20 protein-coding genes and 1 tRNA gene are annotated in these 23,478 nt (G+C 62.0%); 9 read left to right on the top strand and 12 right to left on the bottom strand.

Annotated features, from left to right (window positions below):
* The first annotated feature begins 15 nt into the window (after nt 1-15).
* Nucleotides 16-1,350, top strand: a complete 1,335-nt coding sequence (uhpC, locus tag AC1IN8_RS16465) for an MFS transporter family glucose-6-phosphate receptor UhpC (RefSeq protein ID WP_479759695.1) — start codon at nt 16-18, stop codon at nt 1,348-1,350.
* Nucleotides 1,351-1,526: 176 nt separating this feature from the next.
* Here the strand turns inward: uhpC and AC1IN8_RS16460 are convergent, their stop codons facing one another.
* Nucleotides 1,527-2,654 carry a GGDEF domain-containing protein gene (locus AC1IN8_RS16460; RefSeq protein ID WP_479759694.1) on the bottom strand — a complete coding sequence of 376 codons (1,128 nt, stop codon included), beginning with the start codon at nt 2,652-2,654 and terminating at the stop codon, nt 1,527-1,529.
* Between the two features lie 485 nt (nt 2,655-3,139).
* Here AC1IN8_RS16460 and AC1IN8_RS16455 point away from each other — a divergent pair, with 485 nt between their 5' ends.
* From AC1IN8_RS16455 to AC1IN8_RS16440, 4 genes are all read left to right on the top strand, one after another.
* On the top strand, nt 3,140-3,940 hold the full coding sequence (locus tag AC1IN8_RS16455; protein ID WP_162519227.1) for a transporter substrate-binding domain-containing protein: 801 nt from the start codon (nt 3,140-3,142) through the stop codon (nt 3,938-3,940).
* A gap of 96 nt (nt 3,941-4,036) precedes the next feature.
* Nucleotides 4,037-4,996: an amino acid ABC transporter permease gene (locus AC1IN8_RS16450; RefSeq protein WP_342059829.1), complete on the top strand. Its 960-nt coding sequence runs from the start codon at nt 4,037-4,039 to the stop codon at nt 4,994-4,996.
* A gap of 89 nt (nt 4,997-5,085) precedes the next feature.
* Nucleotides 5,086-5,829 (top strand): amino acid ABC transporter ATP-binding protein, encoded by a 744-nt coding sequence (locus AC1IN8_RS16445; RefSeq protein ID WP_139437013.1) that lies wholly within the window; start codon nt 5,086-5,088, stop codon nt 5,827-5,829.
* Between the two features lie 186 nt (nt 5,830-6,015).
* Entirely contained in the window at nt 6,016-6,855 is an 840-nt protein-coding gene (locus AC1IN8_RS16440) for a sterol desaturase family protein (protein ID WP_247626559.1), read from the top strand.
* Between the two features lie 86 nt (nt 6,856-6,941).
* Here AC1IN8_RS16440 and AC1IN8_RS16435 read toward each other — a convergent pair whose 3' ends face one another.
* From AC1IN8_RS16435 to tadA, 10 genes are all read right to left on the bottom strand, one after another.
* Nucleotides 6,942-8,342, bottom strand: coding sequence for a basic amino acid/polyamine antiporter (locus AC1IN8_RS16435; protein ID WP_479759691.1), 1,401 nt, complete (start codon nt 8,340-8,342; stop codon nt 6,942-6,944).
* Between the two features lie 9 nt (nt 8,343-8,351).
* On the bottom strand, nt 8,352-9,254 hold the full coding sequence (locus AC1IN8_RS16430) for a homocysteine S-methyltransferase family protein (protein ID WP_479759690.1): 903 nt from the start codon (nt 9,252-9,254) through the stop codon (nt 8,352-8,354).
* A gap of 282 nt (nt 9,255-9,536) precedes the next feature.
* Nucleotides 9,537-10,079, bottom strand: a complete 543-nt coding sequence (locus tag AC1IN8_RS16425) for a hypothetical protein (RefSeq protein WP_162627170.1) — start codon at nt 10,077-10,079, stop codon at nt 9,537-9,539.
* A 20-nt stretch (nt 10,080-10,099) separates the two neighbouring features.
* Nucleotides 10,100-10,222 carry a hypothetical protein gene (locus tag AC1IN8_RS16420; RefSeq protein ID WP_479759688.1) on the bottom strand — a complete coding sequence of 41 codons (123 nt, stop codon included), beginning with the start codon at nt 10,220-10,222 and terminating at the stop codon, nt 10,100-10,102.
* Nucleotides 10,223-10,251: 29 nt separating this feature from the next.
* On the bottom strand, nt 10,252-11,574 hold the full coding sequence (gene paeA, locus AC1IN8_RS16415; RefSeq protein ID WP_479759686.1) for a polyamine export protein PaeA: 1,323 nt from the start codon (nt 11,572-11,574) through the stop codon (nt 10,252-10,254).
* Nucleotides 11,575-11,766: 192 nt separating this feature from the next.
* Nucleotides 11,767-12,477: a phosphate signaling complex protein PhoU gene (gene phoU / locus AC1IN8_RS16410; RefSeq protein ID WP_025327511.1), complete on the bottom strand. Its 711-nt coding sequence runs from the start codon at nt 12,475-12,477 to the stop codon at nt 11,767-11,769.
* A gap of 191 nt (nt 12,478-12,668) precedes the next feature.
* Complete coding sequence (pstB, locus tag AC1IN8_RS16405) at nt 12,669-13,487, bottom strand: phosphate ABC transporter ATP-binding protein PstB (RefSeq protein ID WP_005328825.1); 819 nt, start codon at nt 13,485-13,487, stop codon at nt 12,669-12,671.
* 105 nt (nt 13,488-13,592) lie between these two features.
* On the bottom strand, nt 13,593-15,242 hold the full coding sequence (pstA, locus tag AC1IN8_RS16400; RefSeq protein ID WP_479759684.1) for a phosphate ABC transporter permease PstA: 1,650 nt from the start codon (nt 15,240-15,242) through the stop codon (nt 13,593-13,595).
* A 50-nt stretch (nt 15,243-15,292) separates the two neighbouring features.
* Nucleotides 15,293-17,530 (bottom strand): ABC transporter permease subunit, encoded by a 2,238-nt coding sequence (locus tag AC1IN8_RS16395; protein ID WP_139437000.1) that lies wholly within the window; start codon nt 17,528-17,530, stop codon nt 15,293-15,295.
* A gap of 201 nt (nt 17,531-17,731) precedes the next feature.
* Nucleotides 17,732-18,241, bottom strand: coding sequence for a tRNA adenosine(34) deaminase TadA (gene tadA / locus AC1IN8_RS16390; RefSeq protein ID WP_479759755.1), 510 nt, complete (start codon nt 18,239-18,241; stop codon nt 17,732-17,734).
* 269 nt (nt 18,242-18,510) lie between these two features.
* Here tadA and AC1IN8_RS16385 point away from each other — a divergent pair.
* The 4 genes from AC1IN8_RS16385 to aceA all read left to right on the top strand — a co-directional run bounded on the left by AC1IN8_RS16385 (nt 18,511) and on the right by aceA (nt 22,683).
* Nucleotides 18,511-18,587, top strand: a tRNA-Pro gene (locus AC1IN8_RS16385).
* A 257-nt stretch (nt 18,588-18,844) separates the two neighbouring features.
* Complete coding sequence (locus AC1IN8_RS16380) at nt 18,845-18,985, top strand: hypothetical protein (RefSeq protein ID WP_163153711.1); 141 nt, start codon at nt 18,845-18,847, stop codon at nt 18,983-18,985.
* A 704-nt stretch (nt 18,986-19,689) separates the two neighbouring features.
* Nucleotides 19,690-21,297, top strand: a complete 1,608-nt coding sequence (aceB, locus tag AC1IN8_RS16375) for a malate synthase A (RefSeq protein ID WP_479759682.1) — start codon at nt 19,690-19,692, stop codon at nt 21,295-21,297.
* 72 nt (nt 21,298-21,369) lie between these two features.
* Nucleotides 21,370-22,683 carry an isocitrate lyase gene (gene aceA / locus AC1IN8_RS16370; RefSeq protein WP_025327517.1) on the top strand — a complete coding sequence of 438 codons (1,314 nt, stop codon included), beginning with the start codon at nt 21,370-21,372 and terminating at the stop codon, nt 22,681-22,683.
* Between the two features lie 92 nt (nt 22,684-22,775).
* On the opposite strand, the gene hda is transcribed toward aceA, so the two are convergent.
* Complete coding sequence (gene hda / locus AC1IN8_RS16365; protein WP_162519142.1) at nt 22,776-23,477, bottom strand: DnaA inactivator Hda; 702 nt, start codon at nt 23,475-23,477, stop codon at nt 22,776-22,778.
* Between the last annotated feature and the right edge of the window lies 1 nt (nt 23,478).

Below are 23,478 nucleotides of genomic sequence, written 5' to 3'. Positions count from 1 at the left end.
AAGGCAGGGCGTCCCATGCTGAGCTTTATGAAGAGCCGCCAGCTGGCGCCGCCGATGCGGGACAAGGGGGAGATAGACGCCTGCTATCGCCATTGGCGCCTCCACATACTGCTGACCATGTACCTGGGCTATGCGGTCTTCTACTTCACCCGCAAGAGCTTCAACTTCGCCATGCCGGACATGCTGGCGAGCGGCATCCTGGACAAGGCCGACATCGGCATGATGTGGACCCTCTTCTACCTCACCTATGGCTGCTCCAAGTTCGTCTCAGGCATCATCAGCGACAGGGCCAACCCCCGTTACTTCATGGGGCTGGGGCTGATGGCGACCGGGGCCATCAACATACTGTTCGGCCTCTCGTCGGCCCTCTGGATGTTCGTGGCACTCTGGATTGCCAACGCCTTCTTCCAGGGCTGGGGCTGGCCCCCCTGCTCCAAGCTGCTCACCAGCTGGTACTCGAGGACCGAGCGCGGCTTCTGGTGGTCTGCCTGGAACACCGCCCACAACGTGGGCGGGGCCCTGATCCCGCTTATCGTCAGCACCATAGCCCTGCAGCACGGCTGGCGCTACGGCATGATAGTGCCCGGTCTCATCGCCATACTGGCCGGGCTGCTGCTGTGCTGGCGGCTGCGGGACACCCCGAGCACCCTGGGGCTGCCCACGGTCGGACAGTGGCGAAATGACGCCCTGGAGATGGCCCAGCAGACCCAGGATGTCGGCCTGGACCCGCGCCAGATCCTGCACAAATACGTGCTCGGCAACCCCTACATCTGGCTGCTCGCCTGCTGCTATGTGCTGGTCTACGTGGTGCGCACCGCCATCAACGACTGGGGCAACCTCTACATGACGGAGCAGCGCGGCTTCAATCTGATGAGCGCCAACTCGGCCATCTCGATGTTCGAGGTGGGGGGCTTTATCGGCGCCCTGGTGGCGGGCTGGGGCTCGGACAAGCTGTTCAACGGCAACCGGGGCCCGATGAACCTCATCTTCGCCATGGGGATACTGCTCTCGGTCGGGTCGCTCTGGCTGATGCCCTTCTTCAGCTACGTGATGCAGGCGGCCTGCTTCTTCACCATCGGCTTCTTCGTGTTCGGCCCCCAGATGCTGATCGGCATGGCGGCCGCCGAGTGCTCCCACAAGGATTGCGCCGGGGCCGCCACCGGCTTCGTCGGCCTGTTTGCCTACATGGGGGCGGCGCTGTCGGGGTATCCGCTGGCCAAGGTGATGGAGATCTGGCACTGGAACGGCTTCTTCGTGGTCATCTCGGTGGCGGCCGGGGTCTCGGCCCTGCTGCTGCTCCCCTTCCTCAAGGCCCAGGCGCCGCGTCCCCTCGCCACCGAAGCGGGCTAAGAGGCCGCCTCCCGACCCTGCTGCTGCACCTCTTCAGGCTCAAAGCCCAGGCGCCGCGTATCCTCACCACCGAAGCGGACTAAGAGGCCGCCTCCCGACCCTGCTGCCGCACCTCTTCAGGCTCAAAGCCCAGGCGCCACGTACCCTCGCAACTGAGCCGGGCTGATCACGACAGCTCAGGCCGGCAGGCAGACCCGGTTCTTGCCGCTGCGCTTGGCCTGATAGAGGGCGCGATCCGCCTGCCCGAACAGGGTGTCGAGATGCCAGCCCCGGGCATAAGGCACCAGCCCCAGGCTGGCGGTGACCTGGATGCCGTCCAGGGGCAGCGTCGCTATGCCCTGGCGGATCTGCTCGCAACGCGCCTGCTGGGCCGGGGCATCCCCCTCGGGCAGCAGCAGCACGAACTCCTCGCCACCGAAGCGGCTGGCCACCAGATCCCCCTGACCGGCCAGATAGGCCCCCACCGCCGCCAGCACCCTGTCCCCCGCCTCGTGACCGTGGCGATCGTTGATCTGCTTGAAGTCATCGAGATCCAGCACCACCAGAGCTCCCTGTTTGGGCGCCTGTGCACAGCGCTCCATGAAGCCACGCCGGTTGAGCAGGCCCGTCAGGGGATCCTGGCTCGCCTGCCGTCGCAGGGCCAGGGCCCGGTACTGGGTACAGAGCAGCAGCACCCCGAAGGTGGAGAGGTAGTTGCCCATCAGCATGGAGAGGAAGGGCAGCACATTAACCACGTGCTGATCCATCAGCACCCTCACCTCGCCGCTGAACAGGGCCCCCATCCGGATCAGGTTGAAGCCGTAGAGCAAAATGTTGACCACGGTAAACACTAGAATGGCGGGCAGATAGGCGGGGTAACCGTGGCGCCACACCTGCCACACGATCACGGCCCCAAGCACCATGTAGCTCAGGCAGGCCAGCAGCACCCGGGGCGCCATCTCGTCGTTGAACAGCACGCTCCAGCAGAGGATCAGCAGGTAGACCAGCATGAAGAGCGCGAAGGCCCGCCAGGCCGGTGGCTCGCCGAAGAAGCGCTGCAGGGCCAGCGGCATCAGTGCTATGCAGAGGGTGATGAGCAGGTTGGCCAACCAGATCCCCGCGATATGGGGGGCGAACGCCTGCATAAAGAACAGCGACTGGGCCGCCAGGGCACAGAGGCTGGACCACCACCAGAGCCCGAGGCCGGGGATCTCCCTGTGGGTCGACCAGATGATGGAGAGGGTGATGAACCCCAGGCTGTAGCCCCCGAGGGCCATCAACATCAGGGTAAACACGTCCAGATTGAGCAGAATTGAGGCGTCCATTCCCGAACCTTACTATGGGGATGGCTGAGTATATGGGAAGCCCATGACAAGACACAGAGGGAGCCCTCTGGCGTGAAGAAATATTTTCCGGACAGCCAACTGGCCCCCTCTCACTCGGCCAGCCGGCCTGATGCCTACGCTCCAGGTTCGTTCGGCCCCAGATTTCCCGCCGACCACACAGCAAAATGCCTGCCAACTATTTTTGCACTTGAACCCGCGCCCTTAGATAGATATGTTGTTTTCATGTGGTTTTATGAGCCGTGCCGCGAGGAAAAAGTGCCACTAACCTATTGAGTCGTCTGACACAATCGGATTTTGGTACATTTTTCACTCACCGGATGGAGAATAGAATCTCATATGGGGCTTTTGCCTCAATCAAGACAATAATCCTGTCTTGCCTGCTGCCGGATGCAGCAGTCTCTTGTGCCATGGAGTCGCACGGAGCAGGTTCAAGGCCGAACACACTTACGACAGAGACGTCACTTATGATCAAAAAACTCATTCTCTCTACCCTGCTGCTGTGCGGGCTCGCCAATGCTGCCACCAGCGCAGCCCCCAGCTCCACCCTGGATGCCGTGCTGGAACGCGGTGTGCTGCGGGTCGGCTTCGACGCCGGCTATCAACCCTTCGAGATGACCAACAAGCAGGGCCAGTACATCGGCTTCGACGTGGATCTGGCCAAGATGGTCGCCAAGGAGATGGGCGTGAAGGTGGAGTTCGTCAACACCGCCTGGGACGGCATCATCCCGGCCCTGCTGACCGACAAGTTCGACGTCATCATGGGCGGCATGACGGTCACCCCCCAGCGCAACCTGCGCGTCAACTTTGCCGATCCCTACATAGTCGTGGGCCAGACCATAGTCCTTCGCAAGGACAAGGCGGGGGAGATCAAGTCCTTCCAGGACCTCAACGATCCCAAATACAAGATCGCGGTCAAGCTCGGCACCACGGGCGAGCAGGCAGTCAAGCGCATGATCCCCAAGGCCACCCTGCTGCAGTTTGAAACCCAGGACGACGCCAAGCTGGAAGTGATCAACGGCAAGGTGGATGCCTTCGTCTACGACCTGCCCTACAACGCCATCTTCGCCTCCCAGAACACCGGCGCCGTGGTGCACCTGGACAAGCCCTTCACCTTCGAGCCGCTGGCCTGGGCCATCCGCAAGGGGGATCAGGACACCCTCAACTGGTTCAACAACTACCTGCGCCAGATCAAGGGCGACGGCAGCTACGACCGTCTCTACAAGAAGTGGTTTGAATCCAACGCCTGGCTCAACCAGCTCAAATAACCTCTCAAGGGGCGGCTCGCCGCCCCTTCACGCAGACCCCACACAATAACGACAAGAGAGGTTGTGACAGTGATCAACCCCAAAATCACAAGACAGATGGAAAAACAGCCCAACCTGCTGCTCTGGCACGGCGTTTTCCTGCTGATGGTGCTGGCCGCCATCTTTGGCATCTACAAGGCCGTGCAGGCGGTGGATTACACCTGGCGCTGGGAACGCATTCCCCAATACATCGCCTACCAGGCCGAACAGAAACAGTACGCAGAATTTGACGGCACAGTGGTGACCGGCACCACTGCCGCAGAGAAGGGGCAGCTCTTCCTGCAAGACGATCTCGACCCCAACCGTCGCCAGGCCATCGCCAGCACAGGCGCCCAGGTTGCCGAAGGGGATACCGTCTTCCTCGGTGACACCCTGGATGTGCAACTGAGCTGGACCGCCGGCCCCATCGCCTGGGGTGTCTGGGTCACGGTCAAGCTCTCCCTGGTGGCTGGCGTCTTCGCCATCCTGCTGGGCACCCTGGCTGGCCTCGCCCGCCTCTCACCCAATCCCGCCCTGCGCAACCTGGCGGTCACCTATGTGGAGCTCATTCGCGGCACCCCGCTGCTGGTGCAGATCTTCATCGTCTACTTCTTCATCGGCACAGTGCTCAACCTCGACAGATTCACCGCCGGGGTGGCGGCGCTGGCCGTCTTCACCGGCGCCTATGTGGCCGAAATCGTGCGCGCTGGCATCAGCTCCATCCACAAGGGGCAGATGGAGGCGGGCCGCAGCCTGGGCCTCACCTCGGCCCAGACCATGCGCTATGTGATCCTGCCCCAGGCGTTCAAGCGGGTCTTGCCGCCGCTGGCGGGCCAGTTCATCAACCTCATCAAGGACTCCTCCCTGGTCTCGGTCATCTCCATCACGGATCTCACCAAGGCGGGACGGGAGGTGGTCAGCTCCACCTTCAGCCCGTTCGAGGTGTGGTTCACCGTGGCCCTGCTCTACCTGGTGCTCACCGGCACTCTCTCCTTCCTGGTACGCCGTCTGGAGGTGAAATATGCGCGCAGCAACTGATCCCATTATCAAGGCTCAACCTGTGTCGAGAAGTGCTGCCATCACCGGCACGCCCCGCGCCTTCCTGGGGCGACGTCTGGAGGTGAAATATGCGAAAAGCAACTGATCCCATTATCAAAGCTCGCGGTGTAGAGAAGTTCTACGGCACCGAGGTGCACGCCCTCAAGAACGTCAGCACCCAGGTGGCCGAAGGGGAAGTGGTGGTGATAGTGGGCCCGAGCGGCTCTGGCAAATCCACCTTCCTGCGCACCCTCAACCAGCTCGAGACCATCAACGACGGCCATATCGAGGTCGATGGCATCAGCCTGACCGAGCCCGGTGACGTCAACAAGCTGCGGGAAGAGGTGGGCATGGTGTTCCAGTCCTTCAACCTCTTCCCCCACTTGAACGTGCTGGACAACATCAGCCTCGCCCCCCAGAAGGTGCGAGGGTTGTCCCGCCAGGACGCGGAGGAGCGGGCCAAGGCCCTGCTGCTGAAAGTGGGGCTGTCGAACAAGGCCCAGAGCTACCCCTCCCAGCTCTCCGGCGGCCAGCAGCAGCGGGTGGCCATCGCCCGGGCGCTCGCCATGCAGCCGCGCATCATGCTGTTTGACGAGCCCACCAGCGCCCTGGACCCCGAGATGGTGGGGGAGGTGCTGGACGTCATGAAGGGCCTGGCCAAAGAGGGCATGACCATGGTGGTGGTGACCCACGAGATGGGCTTTGCCCGTGAGGTCGCAGATCGCGTGCTCTTCATGGAGAGCGGCGAGCTGCTGGTGGATGAAAAGCCCAGCGACTTCTTCGACAATCCCCCCTCCCCGCGCCTGCGCCAGTTCCTGAGTCAGGTGCTGTAAACAGGAGCAGAAGAGGGAGCCCTGGGCTCCCTCTTCACTATTCTCACCTCGCCACCTTCCCCTGATCCTTCACTGAGCAGCAAGCGGTCATCTGGCTGCCCGTCGCGCGGACTTCGACAGGATGTTAATGAAATTTTAAATCCATTCGGTATGCTGGAACCCAACTGGTCCAACCGGATGTCTCACATGGATGTGCAACTGCTGCTGCTCTACCTCTCCCCTCTCTTTCTGGCCTTCGTCGGCTGGGAGATGCTCTATCTGCGCAAACACGGGGCGGCCTTTCCCACCGCCACCTACCAGTGGCGGGACCTGTTCGCCAATGCCGCCCTGGCCCTGATGCACCAGGGGGGCGATGCCCTGGCGGCCATCGCCATCGCCTACCTGTATGACGCGCTGTGGGGCTGGCGGCTGTTTGACATAGAGCTCAATGTCTGGAGTCTCTTGCTGCTCTTCCTGCTGCAGGATCTCTGCTACTGGCTGTTCCACTTCGCGAGCCACCATGTGCGCTGGCTCTGGGCCTCCCACGTGGTGCACCACAGCTCGGAGCGGCTCAACCTCTCCACCGCCTTTCGCCAGAGCCTGATGTACCCTGTCTCCGGCATGTGGCTGTTCTGGATCCCCATGATCCTCATCGGCTTCCCCCCCGAGGCCGTGGTCGCCACCGTGCTGCTCAGCCTGGGTTTTCAGTTCTTCGTCCACACCCAGGTGGTGGGCAAGCTCGGCTGGCTGGAGTGGATTTTCAACACCCCCTCCCACCACAGGGTGCACCACGCCAGCAACCCCAGATATATCGACCGCAACTTCGCCGGGGTGCTGATCATCTGGGACAGGCTGTTTGGCACCTTCGTGGAGGAAGACCCCGCCGAGCCCTGCCGCTTCGGCATCACCAAGCCCATCCACAGCTTCAATCCCCTCACCCTCACCTTCCACGAGTGGCGCGACATGGTGCAGGAGGCCCGAGGCCTGCCCTGGTCAGAGAAGCTCAAGGTGCTGTTTGGCAAACCGGCGGGCCCCGCCAGCCGCTAAGTCCTTGCCGCAGCTAAAAGCAGTCCGCGTCGCAGACAAAAAGAGAGCACCCCTGGGCGCTCTCTTGCATTTGATCATCAGCTTGCTCAGACGTGGGCAAAGGACCAGATGGCGGGCACCAGGCTCACCAGGGTTATCCCGGCCAGCAGCCGCTCGCGCCCGCTGAGCCGCTGATCCGCCCCGAGCTGGCGGCGACTGTAGAGAAACAGCAGCAGACCCGGCCCGTAGAGCAGCAAGGAGAGCAGCAGGTACTCCACCCCGGCGGCGTAGAGCAGCCAGAGACCGTAACCGCTCGACACCAGGGCCACCGCCCGCACCCGACCATTGCCCTCTCCACTCAAGGAGAGCTTGAGCAGGAAGAGGCCGATCAGCAGGTAGGGCACCAGTATCATGGAGGTGGAGATGAGCAGCAGGTTGGTGTACCCCTTGCCGAGCAGCCACACCAGCAGCAGACAGCCCTGCACCGTCAGGCTGGTGAGCCAGAGGGACGCTATGGGGGTGCCGTTGCGGTTCTGGCGCCGGAAGATGGCCGGGAAGGCGCCGTGACGCGCCGCGCTGAACGGCACCTCGGCCGAGAAGAGGGTCCAGCTCACATAGGAGGCGAGCACCGAGACGATGAGACCGGCGCTGATGAGCACCTTGCCCCAGGATCCCGTCATCTGGGCCATCAGTCCCGCCATGGAGGGGTTGGGCAGGGCCGCGAGCTCGGGGCGACTCAGGATCCCCAGCGCCAGCACGGAGATGAGCACATAGAGCAGCAGCGCCAGCACCACGCCAAGCACTGTGGCCGTGCCCACGTCCCGCCTGTTTCTGGCCCGGGCCGAGAGCACCGCCGCCCCCTCGATGCCGGTGAAGACCCAGAGGGTGATCAGCATGGTGTTGCGCACCTGCTCGGAGACCGGCACCGCCAGGGTGCTGCCCTGCTGATCCGCCGCGAAGGTGACAGGATCGAACCAGTAGCAAGCGAACAGGATGAACAGCAACAGCGGCAGGCTCTTGGCCAGGGTCGCCACCAGGTTGAACAGGGCCGCCTGTTGCACGCCGCGGGCCACCAGCAGGTGCACCGCCCAGAGGATGCAGGACTCGCCGATGAAGGCCGCCAGGGTGTTGCCGTCACCAAACCAGATCTGTTCCGGGGTATCGACGAAGCTGCCCAGCGCCGCGAAGGCGATCACCAGATAGCCCACCACGCCGATGGTGGCGCAGAGCCAATAGCCCCAGGCGGAGAAGAAGCCCACCAGATCGCCAAAGCCGGCGCGGGCATAGCTGTAGATGCCGCCGTCGAGATCGGGTCTTAGCCGCGACAGATAGAGGAAGCTCGCGGCGAGCGCCAGAATGCCCACCCCGGTCACCCCCCAGCCGATCAGCACGGCGCGGGCCCCGGCCACCTCGGCCATGTTCTGCGGCAGGCTGAAGATCCCCGCCCCCACCATGGAGCTGAACACCAGGGCGGTGAGGGACCAGAGCCCTATCTTGCTCTCTTTCATGGGCTCTCCTTAGCGCAGCCGGCTGGCCAGCGCCTCAATGTGTTCCGGGCCTATGCCGCAGCAGCCGCCAATGAGGTTTGCCCCGGCTGCGCGCCAGCGCTCGGCCCAGCCGAGGTAATCCAGCGGCCCCAGATCGGCGCGGATCTCGTCCAGGCCGTCGTTGGCGGTGGCCTCCTTGGGCTGGGGCGGGAAGGCGTTGGCGTAGGCGCCGAGGCGAATGTCGCTGCGACCCAGAGTCTGCAAGTCGGCGCAGGCCACCTTGAGCGCCCCCTCAATCACCTCGGGCTGGCAGCAGTTGAACAGGATGGCGTCCACCCCGGCCGACGCCAACGCAGTCACGGCATCGGCCACCCGCTCCCCGGAGCGCAGTCTGGGTTCGCTGCCCGGCGCCTCGTCCTCCAGGGTGAAGGAGACCCAGAACGGCTTGCCGTCCTCAGGCAGCAGGGCCTTGAGGGCCAGCGGCTCGGCAATCAGGCTCATGGTCTCCGCCAGCCAGAGATCCACCCGAGGGGAGAGCGCCCGAACAAGCGGGGTCGCCAGCTCGCTCACCCGGGCAGGTTCGAACAGATCGGCACGGTAGGAGCCAAAGAGCGGTGGCAGGGAACCGGCCACCAGCACGGCGCCCCCCTGGTCGTCGGCCACCTCGCAAGCCAGTTGCCCGGCCAGGGCCGCAAGCCGCTCCCCATCTGCGGCGAAGCGTTCGTCACCGATATGAAACGGCACCAGGGCATAGCTGTTGGTGGTGATGACCCGGGCCCCGCTCGCCACATAGGCCTGATGCACCTCGCGCACCGTCTCTGGCGCCTCCATCAGGGCCAGGGCCGACCACTCCGGCTGGCGAAACGGTGCGCCCCGCCGTGCCAGCTCGCGCCCCATACCGCCATCCAGTACCCACAAATCCTTTGTATCCATCTCTATCTCTCTGCGTCTCCCCGTCATGACGGGTGTTTATTGTGTGGAACAACATTAAGCCATCAAAACATCTAGACGGCCATACGTCCTGTGCATCATGGCGCAAAGCAGAGGGAGAGGCAATCGGGAACGAGGAACAAATCCGGGCAAGCTCGGGATGATAGCGACAAAGGAAGGCCCCCGTCCTCGCCACCCTCGCCGCCCTGGGCCCGGATCCATGGCCCTGAACGACAAGAGGCCACCCCGGGGGTGGCCTCTTGTGAAGCATGGATGGCTGGCGACTCAGCGCCCTGCCAGTACCCGCTTGGTCTGCTTGACCCAGTCGGAGACACGCCCCTGCTGGGGGAAGCCTTGCCAGATCTGCTCCCACTGGGCCGGACTCAGGGGGCGGCCCAGCCTGCGCTGCACCCCGGCATAGAGGTAGTCGTGGGCCGTGGTACGGGCCTGGGCCGAGGTGAGGAACTTGGCCACAGGATCGGTCAGGCGCACGTCCCGCATGCCGAGCAAGGGGTAGTCGCTGTGCACCGCCGCCAGCATGGTTTCACGCATGGCAGATTCTATGTAGCCACGGGCGAACAGGGCGGTCACCGACTCCAGCGACCCCTGATCCGGACCATGGTACTCCTCATCGAACACCGGGCTCGGCTCTGCCACTGCACTCTGCACCACGGCATCGGGGTCCGGCTGCGGCGCTACCACGGCGGCCTTGGGGGCCACGGGCTTGGGAGCGGCGGCGGGTTTGCGGGGCGCACTCTGGCTGCAGGCCCCCAGCGCCAGGGCGAGAGCCACGCAGCTCAACGCACGAGAATAAGACGGCATCTTCATGACTCCTTGGTAACTTCCTTTCACGATTCCAGGGCGGGTTTGTCGATCACATTGGGTTCAATGCGGGTGACCAGCAGCTGATCGATCTTGTAGCTGTCGATGTCGACCACCTCGAACTTGTAGCCCGCGTATTTCACTGACACCAGGCGCGCTTGGGGAGCCTGGTATCCGATCACACAGCTGCGTCCGCAGGTTTGTCGGTCACCATGGGCTCGACCCGGGTGACCAGCAGCTGGTCGATCTTGTAGCTGTCGATGTCCACCACCTCGAACTTGTAGCCCGCGTATTTCACCGAGTCGGTACGCTTGGGGATCTTGCGCAGCATGAACATGATGAAACCGGCGATGGTCTCGTAGTTCTGCGCGTCGGGGAACTCCTCGATGTCGAAGGCCCGCATGACGTCGGAGATGGGGGTGACCCCGTCCACCAGCCAGGAGTTCTCGTCCCGCTGGACGATCTGCTCTTCCACCACGTGGGTGGCCCACTCCCCCATGACGGTGCTCATCAGGTCGTTCATGGTGACAATCCCCACCACCAGGGCGTACTCGTTCATCACCACGGCGAAGTCACCCCTGTGGTTCTTGAAGTACTCCATCGCCTCGTAGAGGTTCAGGGTGTCGGGAATGATGATGACGCTCTGCACCAGGGAGCCGCTGTTGAGATCGATGCTCTGGCCGCTGATGACGCGGATCAGCAGCTCCTTGGCATCCACGAACCCCTTGATGCTGTCGAGGTTGTGGTCACAGACCAGGAACTTGTTGTGGGGGTGCTCGGCTATCTTGGCCTTGATGCTCTCCTCCCCCTCTTGCAGGGTAAAATAGATCAGGCTTTCGCGCGCGGTCATGGCGGAGGTGACGCCGAGGGACTGCAGCTCGAACACGTTCTCGATGAGCTGGTGCTCCTCGCGCTGGATGACGCCGGCCTCGGCCCCCGCATCCATCACCGCGTAGATGTCGTCCGAGGTGATCTCGTCGTTGCGCACCATGGAGACCCGCAGCAGGCGGAACAGGGCGTTGGCCATGCCGTTGAAGAACCACACCAGCGGCATCAGCAGGGTCACGCACAGCAGCATGGGACGCACCACCACCACCGCAACCCGTTCCGGCATCGTCATGGCGAGGCGCTTGGGCATCAAGTCCGCTATCAGGATGAACATGCCGGTGACGAACACGAAGGAGGCGATCGAGCTTATCTGGGAGAGCCAGGGGCCCTGATAGAAGCCGGAGATAAGCTCCTTGATGGCGGGGTTCAGGGCGGATTCGCCCAGGATGCCGCCCAGGATGGCGACGGTGTTGAGGCCTATCTGCACCACGGTAAAGAAGTTACCCGGCTGGGCCTGCAGCGCCAGCACTTTTTCGGCATGGCGATTGCCCTCGTCGGCCATCACCTGCAACTTGATCTTGCGGGAGGCGGCGAGAGAGATCTCGGAGAGCGAGAAGAACACGCTGCCGGCGACCAGCAGCATTAAAAAGAACAAACTATCGGCAAAACTCATGATTAACCTATTGCGACAGCCGCCTTAGCACAAGACGGCAAACTGGGCCCGGGAAACCGGACCGTGACTCCATCCGGGACTCACACAGGGGCCATATTCTAGCAGAAAAGCGCCCCGTGGGGCGCGTTATCTTAAGCCGTCCCCCAATGCAATAAAAAAGGCGCTCAACGCGCCTTTTTATTCATCGTGGATTCAATGCTTGCCGAGCAGGTCGCTCAGTTCATCCGCCTTGGTGTGGCGCACGTCCTTGCCCTTGACGTAGTAGACGATGTATTCGCAGATGTGCTGGCAGCGATCGCCGACCCGCTCTATGGCCCGGGCCGCCCAGAGCACGTTCAGTACCTGGGGTATGGTGCGGGGATCTTCCATCATGTAGGTCATCAGCTCGCGGATGATGGACTCGTACTCCCTGTCCACCTTGTCATCTTCCTTGTAGACGGCGATGGCCGCCTCCAGATCCATGCGGGCGAAGGCGTCGAGCACGTCGTGCAGCATCTTGATGGTGCGACGGCCCATGTTCTCGAGGGACACCAGCGGCGGCTGCGGCTTGTTGGCGTTGTCGGTCAGCATGCGGGCTATCTTGTCCGCCACGTCGCCGATGCGCTCCAGATCCGTGATGGTCTTGATGATGGCCATCACCAGGCGCAGGTCGGACGCGGTGGGCTGACGCTTGGCGATGATGCGGGTGCACTCCTCGTCGATGGCCACTTCCATGGCGTTGACCTTGTGGTCGTTGGCCACTATCTTGCGCGCCGCATCCAGATCCTGGATGTGGATGGCGGAGATGGCGTCGGTCAGCTGCTGCTCCACCAGACCGCCCATCACCAGCACCTGGTTGCGCACGTTCTCGAGCTCGGCATTGAACTGACCGGAGATGTGTTTATTGAGGTTCATATTGTCCATACAAATAATCCTTGTTGCTCCGAGTATGCCTTAGCCGTTGAACCGACCGGTAATCTGTTTATTGATGCTCATCTTGTTCATACCAATGATCCTTGTTGCACCAACCATGCCTTAGCCGTTGAACCGACCGCTAATCTGTTTGTTGATGCTCATCTTGTTCATTTCAATAACCCCTGTTGCACCAACATGCCTTAGCCGTAACGACCGGTGATGTAGTCCTCGGTCTTCTTCTTGGCCGGGGTGGTGAAGATGGTGTTGGTGTTCGAGTACTCGATGAGCTCGCCCATGTACATGAAGGCGGTCTGATCCGACACCCGCGCCGCTTGCTGCATGTTGTGGGTCACGATCACCACGGTGAACTGGCTCTTGAGCTCGTTGATCAGCTCCTCGATGGTGAGGGTGGAGATGGGGTCGAGCGCCGAGGTCGGTTCATCGAGCAACAGCACTTCCGGCTCGATGGCGATGGCACGGGCGATCACCAGACGCTGCTGCTGACCACCTGAGAGGCCGAAGGCGTTGTCGTGCAGGCGATCCTTAACCTCTTCCCACAGGGCCGCGCCGCGCAGGGAGCGCTCGGCGGCCTCGTCCAGGGTACGTCTGTCGTTGATGCCCTGCAGACGCAGGCCATAGACCACGTTCTCGTAGATGGACTTGGGGAAGGGGTTGGGGCGCTGGAACACCATGCCCACCTGACGGCGCAGGGCGGAGACATCCACGCTCTTGTCGTAGATGTTGTGGCCGTGCAGCTGGATCTCCCCCTCGATGCGGCAGATCTCCACCAGGTCGTTCATCCGGTTGATACAGCGCAGCAGGGTCGACTTGCCACAGCCGGACGGGCCGATAAAGGCCGTCACCTGCCCTTTCGGGATCTTCATGTTGACGTTGAACAGCGCCTGCTTGTTGCCGTAGTACAGGTTGAGATCCTTGACCTCAAGGGCGGTCTGCTCCGGGCTCAGGTTGAGCAGGTCCAGTGCGGTATGCTGGGTCGAAGTCGGTGTTACGTTGATCATCTGTTACCTCAAATCAGTTCAAGGTGGCCGGATACACTCCGGCGACCATCATGCTGTTGATGGCGGCCGCCGGGCCGCGCATCTCTTGTCTCAGGGGTGGCTGGATTAATGCTCCAGCGACCGGAATTTCTCGCGCAGGTGGTTACGAATGCCGATGGCCGTCAGGTTGAGGCCCACAATCACCGTCACCAGCAGGAAGGAGGTGGCATAGACCAGGGGGCGCGCCGCCTCGACGTTCGGGCTCTGGAAGCCGACGTCATAGATGTGGAAGCCCAGGTGCATGAACTTGCGCTCCACGTGCAGGTACGGGAAGTTGCCATCCATCGGCAACGTGGGAGCAAGCTTCACCACCCCCACCAGCATCAGGGGTGCCACTTCACCGGCGGCCCGGGCGATCGCCAGGATGAGGCCGGTCATGATGGCCGGGCTCGCCATGGGCAGCACTATGCGCCACAGGGTCTCGGCCTGGGTGGCCCCCAGGGCCAGGGAGCCCTGGCGTATGGTGCTCGGGATCCGCGCCAGCCCCTCTTCGGTGGAGACGATCACCACCGGCAGGGTCAGGATGGCCAGGGTCAGCGCCGACCAGATGACGCCGGGTGAGCCAAAGGTCGGGCTCGGCAGCGCTTCCGGATAGAACAGCTGGTCCAGGGAGCCACCGAGGGTGTAGACGAAGAAGCCCAGACCGAACACGCCGTAGACGATGGAGGGCACACCCGCCAGGTTGATCACCGCGATGCGGATGATCTTGGTCAGGCTGTTCTTGCCCGCGTACTCGTGCAGGTAGACGGCAGCCACCACCCCAAGGGGCGTCACTATGATGGCCATCAGCAACACCATGAAGACGGTGCCGAAGATGGCCGGGAAGACGCCGCCCTCGGTGTTGGCCTCACGGGGATCGTCGGAGACGAACTTGCCAATCTGGTGGAACCAGTGACCCACCTTGGCGGGCAGGCTCATGTCGTTGGGCCAGACCACGTCCAGCACCTTGGACATGGGCATGGTCACCTGCTCGCCACGCATGTCCTTGACCGTGATGGCGTCCCTGTCCGCCTGGGCACGCAGGGAGAAGAGCTCCTTCTCCAGCACCTGATAGCGATCGTTCAGGGCCTGGCGCTGCGCGGCGAGGTCCGCCTTGAGCGCGTCGGTCAGCTCCCCTTCCAGCTCCGCCTTGCGCTCTTTCAGGCGCAGTCGCTCCAGCTGGTAGTTGATGCCGCCGATGTCTCCCTTTTGCAGATCGTTGGCCTGCTCCGACAGGGCGTTGGCACGGGCCAGTACCCGTTGCAGGGCGGGATGCAGATCCTGGGTCAGCTCGTGGCCATCCTCCTTCACCGAGGTGATGTAACCGTAGAAGTTGCCGTTGGTGGCACGCTCGACCATGGCGAGCTCGGCGGGCTGGGTGCGGGACTTGATGTCGGTCTCCAGCACCCAGCGGAAGTCGAGGTCGACGAACTCGCGGTTGCCGGTCTTGACCAGATAACGGGTCAGCAGCTCGCGCTCCTCCCCCTCCAGCGCCTGACCCGCGGCGCGCAGCCGCTCCACAGGTACCAGCTCGCGGTCGTTGATCTCGCCGATCAGCACGCTCTTGTTGCCCTGGGCGTCTTCAAGCTGCCACTCATAGATGGGGTGCGGCCAGAAGTAGACCAGACCACGCCAGCCGATCAGCAACAGCAGACCCAGTACAGCCACCAGACTCAGGCTGACGGCGCCCCCCGTCATCCAGATCCAGGGGGCCCCCGATTTAAACCACTTACCCATTATCGATTCCTTGTTCATATGCAGAGCGCCGCTTTTGATGGAACGGCTCATTACAGAGAGCTGTACTTTTCACGCAACCGCTGACGGATGAACTCGGCCAGGGTGTTGAACATAAAGGTGAATACGAAGAGGACGAAGGCCGCGAGGAAGAGCACACGGTAGTGGGAGCTGCCCACTTCCGACTCCGGCATCTCCACCGCGATGTTCGCCGCCAGGGTACGCAGCCCCTGGAACATGGAGAAGTCCATGATGGGGGTGTTGCCGGTGGCCATCAGCACTATCATGGTCTCGCCCACGGCGCGGCCCAGACCCATCATCACCGCCGAGAAGATGCCCGGACTCGCGGTCAGGATCACCACCCGACTCAGGGTCTGCCAGGGGGTGGCGCCGAGCGCCAGCGAGCCCTGGGTCAGGTGCTTGGGCACCGAGAAGACCGCATCTTCGGCGATGGAGAAGATGGTGGGTATGACGGCGAAGCCCATGGCGATGCCGACCACCAGGGAGTTGCGCTGGTCAAACTTGATGCCCATCTCGTGGGTCAGCCAGATGCGCGAATCCCCGTGCATGAAGGCATTCTCGATGAGCGGGCTCAAGGCGAAGGCGCCCCAGCCAATCAGCAGCAGCACAGGAATGAGCAGGATGGCGTGCCAGCCCTCCGGCAGCCAGGAGCGGCCGCGCTCCGGCAGGTAGTTCCACACCAGGGCGGTGAGCAACATGCCCATCGGCAGCAACAGCAGCAGCAGGATCACCCCTGGCAGCGCCCCCTCGATGATGGGGGCCAGCCACAGACCCGCCAGGAAGCCGAGGATGACGGTCGGCAGCGCCGCCATGATCTCCACCGTCGGCTTGACGTATTTGCGCAGACCCGCCGACATGAAGTAGGCGGTGTAGATGGCACCGGCGACGCCGAGCGGCACCGCAAACAGCATGGCGTAGAAGGAGGCCTTGAGGGTCCCGAACACCAGGGGCACCAGGCTCAGCTTGGCTTCGAAGTCGTTGCTGGCAGAGGTGGACTGCCACACATACTGGGGCTCCGGATACCCTTCGTACCACACCTCTTGCCACAGGGCGGACCAGGTCACCTCGGGGTGATCGTTCTCCACCTCGAATACCTTGAAATCATTCCCCTGCTGGGTCAGCAACAGGTTGTGACGGGGAGAGATGGCCAGGGCCGCCAGGGCGCCCCCTTCTATGGTCTCGCCAAGCAGCTTGGCCTCGCCGGTGGCGTGGAAGAAGTTGATGGTCCCGTCGTTGGCGGCGCTGATGAAGCCCTTGCGGAAATGCTCCGGGGTCAGCAGCGCGACCGGGCCGTCGCCCTTGAAGTCACGGATCTGGGTGAACTGGCGCTTGCCATCCTTCGCCACCTCGAACCACTGGGAGATGACGCCATTGTCATTGCCCACCATCAGGGAGGAGGCGCCGGAGAGCAGGGCAACCTGGGTCACGTCGGCGTTGGGGGCATTGATCTCCATGACGTCGCGCAGGGAGATGTCGCTCAGGTTGTGGATGTCATAGACAGACAGGCGATTGCCTTCACGCACGAACAGGATGCGCAGATTGGGGGTCAGCAGCATCTGATCCACATGACGAGGCAGGGAAGGAATGGCGTAGTTCTGGCGACTCCACTCGATCTCGCCGGAGAGGAAGTTCTCCTCACCGCTCATCACCGTCATCACGCCACGGCCATCCTCGGTCACGGCGGCGGTGGCCATCTTGTCCTTGGTCGCCTCGAACACCATGCGGGTCAGCGCCTTGCCCTGGGGATCTATCACCACAGGCTCTTCGCCGAAGGGATATTGCAGGCTGGGCTCGATGACGCGCACGTCATTCGGGTAGGAGACCTTGAACGAGGGCTGCACCACCATGGCCTTGCCATCGGCAAAGCCATAGGCGATGAGCTTCTGGCCCGGCGCGGGAGGGGCGACGGCGGTGACGTCACCGGCCACACTGGCCTGACCCAGCACCTGACCCACCTTGACGCCGCCATCCGCCTTGACGGCGAAGAAGCTGACCTGACCCTGGTCGTTGAAGCGATACCCTATCTCGTTCTGCTCCTCGACGCCGAGCCAGGCCGTCTTGCCCTGCGTCGGCAGGGTAAAGGAGGAGGTCGCCTCCACGCTGGCGCCATTGAAGATGGGTTTCACCACATAGAGCAGGTAGAAGAAGATAAGCAGCAGGGCCACCAGTACCAGGGCTCCCCCTGTGGTGACGCCGTATTTGGCCAATTTATCCTTGATCCGGCGTTTTCTACTGCCCGCCATGACCAGGTTTAACGATTCCGATGACATGCAAGACCTCAATGTGAGCTAGGCTTGGCGGCATTATATGGCGGTTGCATGACAGTTTTGTTACATCGAGAGCCTCTGTGAAGAGGTTATTTCAGGAGGGATACAGACCGGAGATCGAGGGCAAGCCGAAGTGCCAACCCTCTGTTTTATATGTGGATATGTGAATAAATCCTGGACGGGCAAGACGATGCCCCGTCCGCCTCAGAGGGCCGGGCCACCACTTTGTTTCAGCGCCTCTCTGGCTGCCTTCTTCTCGGCGCGGCGCCGCTTGAAGAAGTCCGACAGCTGGGCCGAGCAGGCCTCTGCCAGCACGCCTCCCGTCAGCACCACCCTGTGGTTGTGGCGCGGGTCCTGCAAAATGTCGAACACCGAGCCCGCCGCCCCCGTCTTGAGATCGCGGGCCCCGTAGACCACCCGCTTCACCCGGCTGTGGATGAGGGCACCGGCACACATGCAGCAGGGCTCCAGCGTCACATAGAGGGTGGTGTCGATCAGCCGGTAGTTCTCCAGCGTGATGCCGGCGGCACGGATCGCCATGATCTCCGCATGGGCGCAGGCGTCATGGACGCTGATGGAGCGGTTCCACCCCTCGCCGACCACCTCGTCCCCCAGCACCAGCACGGCACCGACCGGGATCTCCCCTATCCCTTCCGCCCTGGCCGCCAGGGCCATGGCATGACGCATCCAGCGTTCGTCCTGGGTGATCTGCATCTCGGCTGCGTTCTTCTGTGCTGGCTCCACGGCCGCTCCTCTCATTTATCTGCATTCATCATCAAAGACGGCCCTGTCCGCTCGGCCCGGATCCAGGGCCACCTGCACCGGGCGAGGTGGGCGGCGATTATGCCAAAACTCCTGCCAAGGCCCAAGTTGCATCTTGGTTGAGCAATAAAGAAGCAATCGGCATCTCCCTGATAAAAAAGGAGTTGCACCCTAGAGTTCATCCTATTAGACTCCCTTCCCGTCAGCCGAGCTGACTCCGTCGGTGTGTAGCGCAGCCAGGTAGCGCATCTGCATGGGGTGTAGAGGGTCGGAGGTTCGAATCCTCTCACACCGACCATTTTCCCCGAAAATAGCCCAGTCAAACGACTGGGCTATTTTTTTGCCTTCTTTCTACCCGTCCCTGCACGTCCTCTTCTTGTCTCACCCCGGTGGCTTGCACAGAGGCGGTGATGGCATGAATTTTATACAGAACCACTTGAAGCTTTCATAAAGTCCCGCTAGGATACGCAACTTTTCCGCCGGCCATCAGACAGGGAGGTGGCATCAGGGTGAGGGAATCACCAACCGGCTTGCAATCCATTGAGGCAAGCACCCATGAACCAAGCAGTCGACACTCAGCCCGATCAGCCCCTTCTCTCCTCACCCCATTCCGATCTCGAATCCACCGACACCGGCCTCGGCGGCACAGTGCATCTCGATGTGATCGATCTCGCCGCGCCGGATGATGACTACTGAGGCGATTCTGGCCCAGCCCCTCTCCAAACCCTGCGGATGAAAGGCCGGTTTTGTTGTCCGGCACCCCGTCCCGACCCGGCTAAAAAGCCGCCAACGAAAATAACCATAAAATGCTGATAAACATCCAGGGATTGGTGTTATTCACTACTCCGTTCCCCGTCATCTCCCTCCCCCCTGCCCCCGCCCCTTGATACAAACCTACGTTATTGCTCGTCATTTCTACCACTCGCCCCCCTATGCCCCCACTTCGCAAGATTTGACCATTTCGTTTTAAACAGCAGTTCACCTGTCAGTGACTTCACATACCAGATGCAGACGGTGTTGGTAGCAGGCATTTCATACAACTGTTTTCGCAAAGCCTGGAGTAAGGTCGGGATTTGTTTTTGCATTGGTAATTTTATTACGTAATTAATTACATTTTTGATGTGCCGCACCCGACGCTTTCATCCCCCCTGACAGCCTTGCCAGCCGAGAGCATAACCATCTGCGTAGAGCTTTTATGCTAATCACATAACAACTTTAAAAACATCAACTTAAATACCAACAAAAAACACCTGTTTTAAAAATCAAGTTGACGAACCAAGCATTATTTTGCACCTTATGAGTCGTGTTACCCCGCTGTTACGGGGAGTTTAAGAGAAACGGATATAGACGTTAGTCGTAGTTAGTAAGTTCAAAATGTAACTTTCAAAGGAGTGAAACCTATGTCGGCACCGGCCCAGACCATCAGCAGCACCCGTCTGCGCATCCAAGGCGAGATGCTTCCCGATTACGCGCAGATCCTGACGCCGGATGCGGTGGCCCTGGTATCCGAACTGGTGGAACGCTTCGCTCCTCAGCGCAATGAACTGCTGAAACAACGGGTGGCTCGCCAGGCTCGCATCGATGGCGGCGAGTTGCCGGACTTCCTGCCCGAAACCGCCCACATCCGCGAAGGCAGCTGGACAGTGCGCGGCATTCCCTCCGATCTGCAGGACCGCCGTGTGGAGATCACCGGCCCGGTCGAGCGCAAGATGGTGATCAACGCCCTCAACGCCAACGTCAAGGTGTTCATGGCGGACTTCGAGGATTCACTGGCGCCCGCCTGGAACAAGGTGATCGAGGGGCAGATCAACCTGCGCGATGCGGTCAATGGCACCGTCTCCTACACCAGTCCGGAAGGCAAGGCTTACACCCTCAATCCCGATCCCGCCGTGCTTATCTGCCGGGTCCGTGGCCTGCATCTGCCTGAAAAACACGTCACCTTCGATGGTGAGGCCATCCCCGGCGGCCTGTTCGACTTCGCCCTCTACTTCCTGCACAACCACAAGGCGCTGCTGGCCAAGGGCTCGGGCCCCTACTTCTATGTGCCCAAGCTGCAGAGCCACCTGGAAGGTCGCTGGTGGAGCGAGGTGTTCGCCTGGACCGAGGACAAGTTCAGTCTGCCCCGCGGCACCATCAAGGCCACCGTCCTCATCGAGACCCTGCCGGCGGTGTTCGAGATGGATGAGCTGCTCTATCAGATGAAGGATCACATAGTGGCGCTGAACTGCGGCCGCTGGGACTACATCTTCAGCTACATCAAGACCTTGAAGAACCACCCTGACCGTGTCCTGCCGGACCGCCAGGTGGTGACCATGGACAAGCCGTTCCTCTCCGCCTACTCGCGCCTGCTGATCAAGACCTGTCACAAGCGCGGCGCCCTCGCCATGGGCGGCATGGCCGCCTTTATCCCGGCTAAAGATCCTGCGGTGAATGAACAGGTATTTGCCAAGGTGAAGGCTGACAAGGAGCGTGAAGCCAGCAACGGCCACGACGGCACTTGGGTCGCCCACCCCGGCCTCGCCGATACCGCCATGGCGGTGTTCAACGCCGCCATCCCGGCTGGCGCCAAGAACCAGATAGGCGAACTGCGCGAGCAGGATGCCCCCATCACCGCCGCCGATCTGCTGGCCCCCTGCGAGGGGGAGCGCACCGAGACGGGCATGCGCACCAACATCCGGGTCGCCCTGCAATACCTGGAGGCCTGGATCAACGGCAACGGCTGCGTGCCCATCTACGGCCTGATGGAAGACGCCGCCACCGCCGAGATCTCCCGTACCTCCATCTGGCAGTGGATCCGCCACGGCAAGAGCCTCACCAACGGCAAGGTGGTGACCAAGGCGCTGTTCCGCCAGATGCTGGCCGAGGAGCAGGAGGTGGTCAAAGCCGAGGTGGGCGAGGCCCGCTGGCAGGCAGGTCGCTTTGCCGAGGCGAGCGAGCTGATGGAGCAGATCACCTGCGCCGACACCCTGATCGATTTTCTGACGCTGCCCGGTTACGAGCGGCTCTGAATCCGGGCCCCGGGAGGGGCTCGTCCATAACAAATCAATGGAAACGTGAAATCAATGAAAGAGGGAACTGATATGGCACTGACCCGTGAGCAACAGATCCAGGCTATCGAGAAAGACTGGGCAGAAAACCCCCGCTGGAAAGGGATCAAGCGCGGCTACAGCGCCGAAGACGTGGTGAACCTGCGTGGCAGCCTGCAGCCGGCACACACACTGGCCCAGCGCGGCGCCGACAAGCTGTGGGAGCTGATCCACGGCGGCGCCAAGAAGGGCTACGTCAACTGCCTCGGCGCCCTGACCGGCGGCCAGGCGGTGCAGCAGGCCAAGGCGGGCATAGAGGCCATCTACCTCTCCGGCTGGCAGGTGGCGGCGGACAACAACTTGTCCTCCACCATGTATCCGGATCAGTCCCTTTACCCGGCCAACTCTGTCCCGTCCGTGGTGGAGCGCATCAACAACTCCTTCGCCCGTGCCGACCAGATCCAGTGGGCCAACAAGGTGGGCCCGCAGGATGCCGGTTTCATCGACTACTTCCTGCCGATCGTCGCGGATGCGGAAGCCGGATTCGGCGGCGTGCTGAACGCCTTCGAGCTGATGAAGGGCATGATTGAAGCGGGCGCCGCCGGCGTGCACTTCGAGGATCAGCTCGCCTCCGTCAAGAAGTGCGGTCATATGGGCGGCAAGGTGCTGGTGCCGAGCCAGGAAGCGGTGCAAAAACTGATCGCCGCCCGTCTGGCCGCGGATGTCTGCGGCACCACCACGCTAGTGATCGCCCGTACCGACGCCAACGCCGCCGACCTGCTGACCACGGATGCCGATCCCTACGATGCCGGCTTCCTGACCGGTGAGCGTACCGCCGAGGGCTTCTACAAGGTGCAGGCCGGTATCGAGCAGGCCATCTCCCGCGGCCTGGCCTATGCCCCTTACGCCGACATGGTGTGGTGCGAGACCGCCAAGCCGGATCTGGACGAGGCGCGTAAATTTGCCGAGGCCATCAAGGCCCAGTACCCGGACAAGATCCTGGCCTACAACTGCTCCCCGAGCTTCAACTGGAAGAAGAACCTGGACGATGCCACCATCGCCCGCTTCCAGCAGGAGCTCTCCGACATGGGCTACAAGTACCAGTTCATCACCCTCGCGGGCATCCACAACATGTGGTTCCACATGTACGAGCTGGCCTACCAGTACGCCCGCGGCGAAGGGATGAAGCACTACGTCGAGATGGTGCAGCAGCCGGAGTTTGCGGCCGCCGAGCGGGGTTACACCTTCGTGGCACACCAGCAGGAAGTGGGTACCGGTTACTTCGACAAGGTGACCACCGTCATCCAGGGTGGCCAATCCTCGGTCACCGCGTTAACGGGCTCCACCGAAGAAGATCAGTTCCACTGATAACATTGAGATAGCAAAACCCCGGCCTGGTGCCGGGGTTTCTTTTTGCTCGCCACTCAAGGATGCGGCGTAGACAGGCAATCACCGTTGGCTCAGAGTTCGAGGATCTCTTTGACAAAGGGGATGGTGAGCTTGCGCTTGGCGCGAAAGGAGGCGTTGTCGAGCTGATTGAGGGTGGTGAGCAGGGTGCGCATGTCGCGGGACAAGCGGTTGAGCAGGAAGCGGCCCACGTCTATGGGCAGTTTGAAGCCCCGCAGCTCGGCACGCAGCTGCAGGGCACTGAGCTTGCCTTCGTCATCGAGCTCGTCGAGATGGAAACTCACTCCCCAATCGAGGCGAGAGGCGAGATCCGGCAGTTGCAGCCCCAGCTTGCGCGGGGCGCTGCAGCCGGTGACCACCAGGGTACCCTCGCCTTTCTCTTTCCAGCGATTGTAAAAATCGAACAGGGCCCGCTCCCACAGGGCGTTACCGGCGATGGCCTCCAGGCTGTCGAGACAGACCAGGGGCAGGCTTTCGAGGGCGTCGAGCATGCTGGGATCCAGCTGTTCGAACTGGTCGAGGGAGAGATAGGCGGCGGCGGCGTCGCGGGCATTGACCTCGGCGCAGGTGGCGTGCAGCAGGTGGGAACGTCCGGAGCCCTTGGCTCCCCAGAAATAGAGGAAAGGAGCGCCCTGACCGATGGCCGCATTCTTGAGGGCGGTGATCAGATGGGCGTTGTTGCCGGGATAGAAACTGACGAAGGTTTCATCATCCGGTAATTGTACGGCTAAAGACAGTTGGGCCGGTTGCTTCACT

Source organism: Aeromonas sp. 130281, from assembly GCF_056642115.1.
This window is presented reverse-complemented; position numbering and strand designations above follow the sequence as displayed.

What these genes read in the sequence shown, in the direction of transcription:
- uhpC (WP_479759695.1), top strand. Translation starts at nt 16, where the DNA reads ATGCTGAGCTTTATGAAGAGCCGCCAGCTGGCGCCGCCGATGCGGGAC.
- AC1IN8_RS16460 (WP_479759694.1), bottom strand. Translation starts at nt 2,654, where the DNA reads ATGGACGCCTCAATTCTGCTCAATCTGGACGTGTTTACCCTGATGTTG.
- AC1IN8_RS16455 (WP_162519227.1), top strand. Translation starts at nt 3,140, where the DNA reads ATGATCAAAAAACTCATTCTCTCTACCCTGCTGCTGTGCGGGCTCGCC.
- AC1IN8_RS16450 (WP_342059829.1), top strand. Translation starts at nt 4,037, where the DNA reads ATGGAAAAACAGCCCAACCTGCTGCTCTGGCACGGCGTTTTCCTGCTG.
- AC1IN8_RS16445 (WP_139437013.1), top strand. Translation starts at nt 5,086, where the DNA reads ATGCGAAAAGCAACTGATCCCATTATCAAAGCTCGCGGTGTAGAGAAG.
- AC1IN8_RS16440 (WP_247626559.1), top strand. Translation starts at nt 6,016, where the DNA reads ATGGATGTGCAACTGCTGCTGCTCTACCTCTCCCCTCTCTTTCTGGCC.
- AC1IN8_RS16435 (WP_479759691.1), bottom strand. Translation starts at nt 8,342, where the DNA reads ATGAAAGAGAGCAAGATAGGGCTCTGGTCCCTCACCGCCCTGGTGTTC.
- AC1IN8_RS16430 (WP_479759690.1), bottom strand. Translation starts at nt 9,254, where the DNA reads ATGGATACAAAGGATTTGTGGGTACTGGATGGCGGTATGGGGCGCGAG.
- AC1IN8_RS16425 (WP_162627170.1), bottom strand. Translation starts at nt 10,079, where the DNA reads ATGAAGATGCCGTCTTATTCTCGTGCGTTGAGCTGCGTGGCTCTCGCC.
- paeA (WP_479759686.1), bottom strand. Translation starts at nt 11,574, where the DNA reads ATGAGTTTTGCCGATAGTTTGTTCTTTTTAATGCTGCTGGTCGCCGGC.
- phoU (WP_025327511.1), bottom strand. Translation starts at nt 12,477, where the DNA reads ATGGACAATATGAACCTCAATAAACACATCTCCGGTCAGTTCAATGCC.
- pstB (WP_005328825.1), bottom strand. Translation starts at nt 13,487, where the DNA reads ATGATCAACGTAACACCGACTTCGACCCAGCATACCGCACTGGACCTG.
- pstA (WP_479759684.1), bottom strand. Translation starts at nt 15,242, where the DNA reads ATGGGTAAGTGGTTTAAATCGGGGGCCCCCTGGATCTGGATGACGGGG.
- AC1IN8_RS16395 (WP_139437000.1), bottom strand. Translation starts at nt 17,530, where the DNA reads ATGTCATCGGAATCGTTAAACCTGGTCATGGCGGGCAGTAGAAAACGC.
- tadA (WP_479759755.1), bottom strand. Translation starts at nt 18,241, where the DNA reads ATGCAGATCACCCAGGACGAACGCTGGATGCGTCATGCCATGGCCCTG.
- AC1IN8_RS16380 (WP_163153711.1), top strand. Translation starts at nt 18,845, where the DNA reads ATGAACCAAGCAGTCGACACTCAGCCCGATCAGCCCCTTCTCTCCTCA.
- aceB (WP_479759682.1), top strand. Translation starts at nt 19,690, where the DNA reads ATGTCGGCACCGGCCCAGACCATCAGCAGCACCCGTCTGCGCATCCAA.
- aceA (WP_025327517.1), top strand. Translation starts at nt 21,370, where the DNA reads ATGGCACTGACCCGTGAGCAACAGATCCAGGCTATCGAGAAAGACTGG.